Source organism: Stenotrophomonas sp. P5_B8 (assembly GCF_054049855.1).
Genome location: NZ_JBFULO010000137.1, coordinates 1 through 9,212, shown reverse-complemented (window position 1 = coordinate 9,212; position 9,212 = coordinate 1). Strand labels below are relative to the sequence as shown.

Genomic DNA, 9,212 nt, shown 5'->3' with positions numbered 1-9,212 from the left:
ATCGCAGCGTTTCGGTGCAGATGGGCCTCCGGTCCACGTGGTAGCCGCGCCGGGCGCAACAGGGACCGATGGGGGGCGGGACGCGACAAGGTGTGTCGCAAATAGGCGCCAGCTAGCGTTAGCCGCATTTGCAATTAATTGCATATATCGCTCGTAGGCATCCCCCTACAGTCGCGGCCTCCTGCACTGATGGCCCTCCGATGACTTCTGCCGTTTCACGCGCCCCACAGCGCCTGCACCTGCTCGCTCTTGCCATTTCCGCGTCGCTGGCGTGCAGCGCCTCGGCCGCCTGGGCCCAGAGCGCCGGTCCGATCATCGCCGACGGCACCCAGCAAGTGGCCGCGCCGGGCGCCTATGCGACTACCGACGATGCGGCGGCAGGCTACGTCTTCCATGCGCTCAACGCTGGCAGCATCCGTGCCGACGGCCCGGTGACCATCAGCGCCACGGGCAGCAACACCGCCGGCCTGCGCGCCGAAAGCGACGGCACGGTGACGCTCACCGGTGGCACCCTCACCACCGGTGGCGATTACAGCGCCGGCCTGTCGATCGCCACTGGCGGCCGCATCGAACTGCTCACCGACGCCACCGGCCAAGGCGTGACTCTCTCCACCGGCGGTGTACGCGCCCATGCCGCGCAAGTCGACGGCGGCACGTTGCTGCTGCGCGATGCGGCGCTCGATACCAGCGGCCGTGTCTCCAACGGCATCGCCGCCAGCAACGGCGCGGTCGCCGAGGTAAGCGGCGGCAGCATCCATACCACCGGCGACCAGTCGCACGCGGTGTCGGCATCCAATGCCACCGTGACCCTGCGCGACACCGTCATCGGCACCACCAGCCACAACGCCCATGGCCTGTTCGCGGAGAACGGCGGACGCATCGACGGCGACGGACTTGCCATCACCACCTACGGCAATGGCAGTACCGGCGCGACGGTATACACCGGGGCCATGTTGACACTGTCCAACAGCACCATCGAGACCGGCGCCGACTTCGCAAAGGGCGTGACGGGCAGCGGCACGGTGACCCTGATCGACACCCATATCCGGGTCGCGGGCACCGCCTCCGGGGCAGTGGAGCTGAGTAGCGGCACGCTGCGGATCGAAGGCGGCGTGCTGCAAGCCGACGACGAGCGCGGCAGCGGCGTGTTCCTGTGGAATGACAACCAGGTGGACATCATCGGTACGCAGATCGATGTAGGACACTATGGGCTGAACATCAACGGCCGCGGCAACGAGGTGCGCCTGACCGATGTCGATATCCACACCACCGGCTACGTCGGCACCGGCATCTGGCTGCCCGGTGCTTCCTCGTTGAGCATGCGGGGCGGCAGCATCATCACCGAGACCGACCAGGGTGTGGCCATCGACAACCGCGCCGGTGCGGTGACCCTGGAGGGAGTGCGGGTGAGCACGGCAGGCGCGTCGGCGCATGGTCTGTATGCCTCGATGGATACGGGCGGCGCACGACCGACGTTCCAGGCCGAACGCGTCGATGTGCGCACCACCGGGTTTGGCGGCATCGGTGCCGTGGCGCGGCTGGGCGGCACCATCGGGCTGCGTGACAGCGTCATCGCCACTACCGGCGACAAAGGCTATGGCGTGCTGAGCGGTGGCGCCGGGGAGATGACCCTTTCCAATACGCACGTCAGCACTGCCGGGCTGGACGCGGCGGCGGCGGTGGTCAATGCCAATGGCAGCCTGGACATCGATGGCGGCTCGCTGAGCAGCGCGCAGGCCGCCACGTTCTGGGTGCGTGCGGCGCGTCATGTGGCGGCACGCAACGGCGCCCGGCTGATCGGCGGCAGCGGCACACTGATGCACGTGGATGCTGCGTTCGCCGGTCCCTTCGACGTCACCCTGGACCAGGATGTCTACGCACGGGGCGACATCGTGATCACCCCGGACGACATCGCCGCCGGCGTGCCGGTGGTGGCCGACATCCGCGTGAAACTCAACGGGCGCTCGCATTGGCAGGGCGCCAGCAGCGTGGTCAACCAGGTCTCCTTGTCCAACGACAGCCGCTGGACCCTCACGGGCGATTCCAGCGTGCGCCAGCTGGATCTGCGCGACAGCACCCTGGCCCTGTCCACCGCCGGCGCCACGCGCTTCAACCGGCTCACCGTGGAGGGCGATTTCATCGCAGACAACGCGCTGCTGGTCTTCAATGGCGCCCTGGGCGCTGATGATTCACTGATCGACACACTGCACGTGCGCGGCGATACCCGCGGCACGGCCAGTGTCCAGGTCAACAACGTGCGCGGGCTCGGCGGGCAGACGGTCAACGGCATCCAGCTGATCCAGGTCGATGGCGCCTCCGATGCCGTGTACCGGTTGAACGGTCGTGCGGTGGCCGGGCAGTACGACTACTTCCTGCACAAGGGCGGGGTGAACACCCCCGGCGACGGCGGCTGGTACCTGCGCTCGGAACTGGCGCCGACGTCACCGGATCCGTGCGACGCCGATCCCGATGGCCCCGGTTGCGTGGCCCCGCCAGACCCGTGCGACAGCGACCCCACCGGCCCCGGCTGCGGCGTCGTCCCGCCGGACCCGTGCGCGACCGATCGCGACGGCCCGGGCTGTGTGCTGCCGCCGGATCCGTGCGAGGTGGACAACGAGGACAGCTGCGACCGCCCTCGCCCGCCGCAGATCCTGCGTCCCGAAGCCGGCGCCTATCTTGCCAATCAGGCCGCTGCCGTGTCGATGTTCCAGCACCGCCTGCATGACCGCGAGGGTGCGTATGCCCCGGGCGATGCGCGCGACGCCGGCTGGCTGCGGGTGACCAGCACCCAGACCCGGCAGGACATGGCCGGTCAGCTCGCGCTGAAGGGCCGCGCGTCCACCGTGATGAGCGGCCTGGACATGCTGCACTGGGGCGGTACCAGCCAGGGCCGCGCCGGCGTGCTGCTGGCTGCCGGCCAGGCCTCCACCGATGTCCGCTCGCACCTGAGCGGGTACAGCGCTACCGGCACCGTCAAGGGCGCGGCGCTGGGCATCTATGCCACCTGGATGCAGCGCCCGGACGTCGAGGAGGGTGCTTATCTCGACAGCTGGCTGCAACACGGCCGCTACCGCACCACCGTGCAGGGCATCGGCCTGGGCAAGGAACGCCAGGATGYACGCACGCACGCCGCATCACTGGAGGCCGGCTACGCCTGGAAGCTTCGCCTGCGCGATTCGGCCATGCTGCTGGTGCAGCCGCAACTGCAGCTGACCTATACCGACTACCGTGCCGAGCGCCTGGTTGAACGCAATGGCACGCAGGTCGCGACGGGGGCGGCGGGCGGGCTGTCATCGCGGCTGGGCGTGCGGGTGATGGGCGATGTGCGCAATGAAGATCGGCACGTGCAGCCATTCGTGTCCGCCCACTGGCTGCGCGACTCGAGCCGCAACAGCGTCTGGATGGACGACACCCGGATCGAGGGCGCCGTGCCGAAGAACCGCTATGAACTGCGCGGCGGCGCGATGTTGCAACTGGGGACGCGCTGGTCGGCATGGGCTGACCTGGGCCTGCAGCGCGACGACAACGCCTACCGCAGCGTCTCGGCGCAGATGGGGCTCAAGGCCCGCTTGTAGCAGGCGGCCAACGGCGCGCCACGCGCGCGCCGTTGGAAAATCCCCAGGCCAGCAACTGGCTACTGCACCAGGCCGCATGCCGGTGCAGGGGTTGCAGCGGAAGCCCGGGCAGATGTGGATGCCGCCCCCGGCCTTGCGTGGCGGACCGACGGGACTGGGCTTTTCGACGACCGCCAAGGCGAAGGAACGGCCGCCGTCGGCGTGCTGCTGCAGCCAGGCCCGGTGGCCCGCCTGGCTCAGTCAAACGCACCGGCATCGGCCAGTGTCGCCAGCGCATCCACCACAAACCGCACCTTCGGTCGCAGGTGCCGGGTCTGCGGCCATAGGGCGTGGATCTCGACATGGTGCTGCATGCAATGGCCCAGCACCTGCTGCAATGCCCCCGCCTGCAGGTGACGTTTGACCAGGAAATGCGGCATCTGGCAGATGCCCAGGCCGGCGATGGCGGCCTCGATCACCGCATCGCCATCATTGAGCTGGTGGGTGCCGCTGGGGATGAAGCGCGCCTGCGCAGCGTCCTCGCCGATCCGCCACGCCACCGGCTGGCCATACCGATAGCCGACAATGCTGCGATGGGCATGCAGGGCGTCCACGGTGCCGGGCGTGCCGTGCCTGTCCAGGTAGTCCGGCGACGCACACGTGATCAGCTGCTGCGTGCCCAGCCGCCGCGCGACGAGGTGCTGGGCCTGGTCCAGCCCACCGAAGCGGATCAGCAGGTCGATCCCTTCCTCCACCGGGTCCACGAAGTGGTCGGTGAAGGTCAGGGTGAGCTGTAGTTCGGGGTGTTCGGCACAGATGCGCAGCAGCACCGGCAGGATCATCAGCCGCCCGAACGAGGACGGCATGTCGATGCGCAGGCGGCCCGCGGGCAGGTGCGAGGCCGAGCCCAGGCACGCCTCGGCCGAGGCAATGTCTTCCAGCGCGCTGGCGCAGGAGGCGAAATAGGCCTGGCCATCGGCGGTGAGCGAAATGCGCCGCGTGGTGCGATGGAACAGCCGCACGCCCAGCCGCTCTTCCAGCCGCGCGATCGCCTTGCCGACCGCCGAGCGCGAAATCCCCAGGGTCTCGGCCGCTTCGGTGAACGTCCCCGAGCGGGCGGTGGTGACGAAGGTGGCCAGCCCGTTCAACGATTCCACTGGCAGCATCGCCGCGCTCCATTGGGGACAAAATGTCCCCGTTGCCGGGAAATTTAAGGCCTTTATGTGCCTGCAGGTCAACCTTATCTTGAAGGGGTCGCGCCGTTGGCGCCCCCTTCCCCACGAGTTCCGCTTTATGACCGCCCTGCTTTTCCAGCCCTATGACCTCGCCGGTACCCCCCTGCGCAACCGCATCGCCATGGCCCCGATGACCCGCGCCCGCAACCCCGGCAGCGTGGCCAACGCCCTCACCGCGGCGTACTACCGGCAACGCGCCAGTGCCGGGCTGATCATCAGCGAAGGCACCCCGGTGTCGGCGCAGGGCCAGGGCTACATCGACGTGCCGGGCATGTGGTCGGCCGAACAGGTGGACGGCTGGAAGCAGGTCACCACGGCCGTGCATGCCGAACGGGGCGTCATTTTCGCCCAGCTCTGGCACGTGGGCCGCATGTCGCACGCATCCTTGCAGCCCGACGGCGGACAGCCGGTCAGCGCGGGCACGCGTCCGGTGGCGAGCAACCCGAAGAGCAGCGCGTTCGTGTACCGCGAGGACGGTACCCGTGGGCAGGCCGATCCGACCCCGCCGCGTGCCCTGCGCACCGACGAAATGCCCGGCATCGTCGACGACTTCGCGCGCGCGGCCGACAACGCCATCGCCGCCGGTTTCGACGGCATCGAACTTCATGCCGCCAACGGCTACCTGTTCGAACAGTTCCTCAACCCGGTCACCAATGACCGCACCGACGGCTACGGCGGCACGCTGCAGAACCGCGCGCGCCTGATCCTGGAGACCGTCGATGCGATGGCCGCGCGGATCGGGGCGCACCGGGTGGGCGTGCGACTGGCCCCGAACAACCTGCAGTTCGACATGCCCGAGTACGTCGGCAACGAAGCGGCGTACCTGTACCTGGCGCAGGCGCTGGGCACGCGCGGGCTGGCCTACGTGCACCTCAACGACAACCATGCACGCCGCGTGTCCGTCCTGAGCGACGCATTCCTGCACGCGTTCAAGCAACGCTACGGCGGCACCCTGATCCTGGCCGGCAGCCTCACCCGCGCGCGGGCGCTGCAGCTGGTGGACGACGGCGTCATCGACCTGGCCGCGTTCGGCCAGCCGTTCATCGCCAACCCGGACCTGGTGGCGCGGCTGGAAAACGACGTGGCGCTGGCGGTGCCGGATCGGGCTACGTATTACGGCGGCGGGGCGGAGGGATATACCGACTACCCGGTCGCCAGCTGATCCGGGGGAGCCGGCACGGGCCGGGGGAACGCCGTCGGTCGGCGTTGCCGGTTCGATTGCTGCGTGCAGCCACCCGTGGGGTGGCTCTACCCCTGGCAGGTCATCGCAACAGCAGGCCCCGCCACGGGTTGGGCACATCGCCCATCAGCGCCACCACGGCCTGGTCCAGCTGCCCGATGGCGGCCAGGCCAGCCACCGGGTGCGCGCGCAGGTGCGGCGGCAATGGCGGCGGCAACCGCCCGGCATCCAGCGCCTGCAGCTGGTCGGCCAGCGCGCGGAAGTCCGCGTCACTCGGTGCGTCAGACGCGGGCATGAGTAACCGTCATGCCGGCACATAGCTGAAGCGGGTATCGATGCCCTCGAAGCCGATGACGCGATCGATCAACGCGGTGGCGGCATCCTCGCCCACACCACCGGCCAGGATCGCAGGATCGGCATACAGCGCCTCCAGCGCCTGCACCTGCGTGGCGTGCAGATAGGCGCGATGCGAGTCCAGCCAGCGCTGCAGGTTGTCGGCGATATCGCCTTCTTCCAGCAGGCTGCCATCGAGGTCGGCTACCGCATCGACCATCATCCGGAAGATGAAATCCTGGAGGTTGGATGCCAGCAGGTCCACGCGGTCATCGTCGTGCCAGAGCAGCACCACGCGCGGCTCGCCCGGTGCACCCGGATCGTGCCAGAAGCAGTAGTAGTCGCCCGCGCCGGTGCTGCCGAAGGGCAACAGCTGCAGGCCCTCGCGCAGGCGCACGTGGCTGTCTGCATCGGTGAACTGTTCGGCGTGGCCCACGATATCGGCCGGCGCGATCAGTTCGAACTCGCGCGCATACAACAGCAACGGCGGGCGCGCACGCAGGGTCGGATACACGCTGGTGATCCAGCCGTGGCAGAACGTGCCCCAGTCCAGCATGCGGTCGCGATGCAGCTGGTGGTACAGCGCGGGAAACGCCTGCCCGAGCTGCTGTTGGATGTCGGCGGGCGTCTGTACGGTCATTGTCACGGTGCATCCGGTGGGGCGGGCAAGCGTGCCATCGGCAGCGTCACCTCGGCAACCGCCACGCACATCACGCCGTCGCCCGCACCATATCCACGAATGCGCGCAGCGCAGAAGACATCTGCCGCTGGCGCGGGTAATACAGCACGAAGCCGGGGAAGGGTTCGGCCCAGTCTTCCAGCACCGCCACCAGGCGTCCATCATCAAGATATGGGCGCGCCGAATCCTCCAGCACGTACGCCAGGCCAAGGCCGTCGATCACCGCCTGCAGGATGGTGTGCTGGTCGCCCAGGGTGAGCCGGCCGGGCACGTCCACCTCCAACTCCTGGCCATCGCGTTCGAACTGCCACTTGTAGAGGTGACCGCTGGCGAAGCGGAAGCGCACGCACTCGTGCTGGGCCAGCTCGCGCGGATGACGCGGTGCCGGCCGGCGTTGCAGATAGGACGGCGACCCCACGATCAGGCCACGCAGTGGCGGCCCCAGCGGCACGGCCACCATGTCTTCGGGCACGGACTCGTGCAGGCGCACGCCGGCATCGAAGCCGCTGGCGACGATATCCACCAGACCATCGTCCTGGGCCAGCTCGATGCGCACGTCCGGGTGCGCCTGCAGGAAGCGCGCCAGGCGTGGGCCCAACTGGGTCTGCACGGCGGCGCGGGTGGCATTGATGCGCAGCAGGCCGGCCGGGGCCGCGCGGAAGTGGTTCATCTCTTCCAACGCGTCGTGCACCTGCTCCAGCGCCGGCTGCAGGCGCTCGAGCAGGCGCTGGCCGGCCTCGGTCAGGGCCACGCTGCGGGTAGTACGGTGGAACAGTCCCACCCCGAGCCGCTCTTCCAGCGCGCGGATCGCATAGCTCACCGCCGAGGTCGACAGCGCCAGCTCGGCGCCGGCGCGGCGAAAGTTGCGGTGCCGGGCCACGGCGGCGAACGCGGCCAGGTGGGTCAGGTTGTCAGTGGCCACGATTGTGCAGTCTGCCTTGATGAATCATGCCGATATATTGACTGTATACGCACAGGGTGCGGGCGTATTGTAAAGCGCCTTTCTACAAAACCTGCCAAGGATTCCCTATGTCCCTCGCCCATGGTTATGCCGTCCACGACCAGACCGCACCGCTGGTACCGTTCTCCTTCGAGCGCCGCCCGGTCGCTGCCGGCGATGTCCGCATCCAGATCCTGTACAGCGGCATCTGCCACTCCGACCTGCACCAGGCCCGCGACGACTGGGGCAATTCCAAGTTCCCGATGGTGCCCGGCCACGAGATCATCGGCCGGGTGACCGAGGTCGGCGCCGGCGTCACCGACTTCAAGGTCGGCGATTTCGCCGGCGTCGGCTGCATGGTCGATTCCTGCCGCCATTGCGCGGCCTGCGATGAAGACCTGGAGCAGTACTGCGAGAAGGGGGCCAGTTACACCTACAACAGCACCGAGCGCGACGGCCAGCCGACCTTCGGCGGTTACTCCGACCACATCGTGGTGGAGCAGCGCTTCGTGGTGAAGGTGTCCGAGAAGCTGGACCTGAAGGCCGCCGCGCCGCTGCTGTGCGCCGGCATCACCACCTACTCGCCGCTGCGCCACTGGAAGGTGGGCCCCGGCCAGAAGGTCGGCATCATCGGTCTGGGTGGCCTGGGCCACATGGGCGTGAAGTTCGCCAAGGCGATGGGCGCCACCGTGGTGATGATCACCACCACCCCGGAGAAGGGTGCCGATGCCAAGCGTCTGGGTGCCGATGAGGTGCTGGTCTCGCGCGATCCGGCGCAGATGCAGGCGCACGCCGGCAGTTTCGATTTCCTGCTCAACACCATTCCGGTCAGCCACGACACCAACCCGTACATGGGCCTGCTCAAGCGCGATGCGACGATGTGCCTGGTCGGCGTGCTGACCGAGCTGGATCCGCCGCTGATGGGCGCTGCGATGATGTTCGGTCGCAAGCACATCACCGGTTCGGCGATTGGTGGCATGGCCGAAACGCAGGAGATGATGGACTTCTGTGCCGAGCACAACATCGTCAGCGACGTGGAAGTGATCGACATCAAGACCGTCAACGAGGCCTGGGAGCGCATGGCGAAGAACGACGTGCGCTACCGCTTCGTGATCGACATGGCCACGCTGGAAAAGGCGGCCTGATTCTTCCGCACTTGCATGAAGAAAACCCCGGCAATGCCGGGGTTTTTTTGTTCTTCTGCCAATGCCGGGGAGCATCAAGTTGCAAGGGCCGCGGCAGATGGGGGCCGGTGGTGCGCCGTGGTTGGATCGTCCTGGCGCCGCAGTGA

The 9,212-nt window shown here is 68.1% G+C and carries 7 protein-coding genes; 3 read left to right on the top strand and 4 right to left on the bottom strand.

Annotated features, from left to right (window positions below; genetic code table 11):
- The first annotated feature begins 200 nt into the window (after positions 1 to 200).
- Positions 201 to 3,575 carry an autotransporter outer membrane beta-barrel domain-containing protein gene (locus ACXJKH_RS09690; protein WP_457319264.1) on the top strand — a complete coding sequence of 1,125 codons (3,375 nt, stop codon included), beginning with the start codon at positions 201 to 203 and terminating at the stop codon, positions 3,573 to 3,575.
- A gap of 236 nt (positions 3,576 to 3,811) precedes the next feature.
- Here the strand turns inward: ACXJKH_RS09690 and ACXJKH_RS09685 are convergent, their stop codons facing one another.
- Complete coding sequence (locus tag ACXJKH_RS09685) at positions 3,812 to 4,720, bottom strand: LysR family transcriptional regulator (RefSeq protein ID WP_256777336.1); 909 nt, start codon at positions 4,718 to 4,720, stop codon at positions 3,812 to 3,814.
- 127 nt (positions 4,721 to 4,847) lie between these two features.
- Between ACXJKH_RS09685 and ACXJKH_RS09680 the strand changes: the two genes are divergently transcribed.
- Positions 4,848 to 5,951: an alkene reductase gene (locus ACXJKH_RS09680; protein ID WP_457319263.1), complete on the top strand. Its 1,104-nt coding sequence runs from the start codon at positions 4,848 to 4,850 to the stop codon at positions 5,949 to 5,951.
- Positions 5,952 to 6,051: 100 nt separating this feature from the next.
- Here the strand turns inward: ACXJKH_RS09680 and ACXJKH_RS09675 are convergent, their stop codons facing one another.
- The 3 genes from ACXJKH_RS09675 to ACXJKH_RS09665 all read right to left on the bottom strand — a co-directional run bounded on the left by ACXJKH_RS09675 (position 6,052) and on the right by ACXJKH_RS09665 (position 7,903).
- Positions 6,052 to 6,264 (bottom strand): hypothetical protein, encoded by a 213-nt coding sequence (locus ACXJKH_RS09675; protein ID WP_457319262.1) that lies wholly within the window; start codon positions 6,262 to 6,264, stop codon positions 6,052 to 6,054.
- Positions 6,265 to 6,273: 9 nt separating this feature from the next.
- Entirely contained in the window at positions 6,274 to 6,942 is a 669-nt protein-coding gene (locus ACXJKH_RS09670) for an SMI1/KNR4 family protein (RefSeq protein WP_457319265.1), read from the bottom strand.
- A gap of 70 nt (positions 6,943 to 7,012) precedes the next feature.
- Positions 7,013 to 7,903, bottom strand: coding sequence for a LysR substrate-binding domain-containing protein (locus ACXJKH_RS09665; RefSeq protein ID WP_256777339.1), 891 nt, complete (start codon positions 7,901 to 7,903; stop codon positions 7,013 to 7,015).
- A gap of 107 nt (positions 7,904 to 8,010) precedes the next feature.
- Here ACXJKH_RS09665 and ACXJKH_RS09660 point away from each other — a divergent pair, with 107 nt between their 5' ends.
- Positions 8,011 to 9,066 (top strand): NAD(P)-dependent alcohol dehydrogenase, encoded by a 1,056-nt coding sequence (locus ACXJKH_RS09660; RefSeq protein ID WP_256777340.1) that lies wholly within the window; start codon positions 8,011 to 8,013, stop codon positions 9,064 to 9,066.
- Positions 9,067 to 9,212 lie beyond the last annotated feature (146 nt).

Bases quoted from the DNA above. Each gene is read 5' to 3' on its own strand.
- ACXJKH_RS09685 (WP_256777336.1), bottom strand. From the start codon at position 4,720: ATGCTGCCAGTGGAATCGTTGAACGGGCTGGCCACCTTCGTCACCACC.
- ACXJKH_RS09680 (WP_457319263.1), top strand. From the start codon at position 4,848: ATGACCGCCCTGCTTTTCCAGCCCTATGACCTCGCCGGTACCCCCCTG.
- ACXJKH_RS09675 (WP_457319262.1), bottom strand. From the start codon at position 6,264: ATGCCCGCGTCTGACGCACCGAGTGACGCGGACTTCCGCGCGCTGGCC.
- ACXJKH_RS09670 (WP_457319265.1), bottom strand. From the start codon at position 6,942: ATGACCGTACAGACGCCCGCCGACATCCAACAGCAGCTCGGGCAGGCG.
- ACXJKH_RS09660 (WP_256777340.1), top strand. From the start codon at position 8,011: ATGTCCCTCGCCCATGGTTATGCCGTCCACGACCAGACCGCACCGCTG.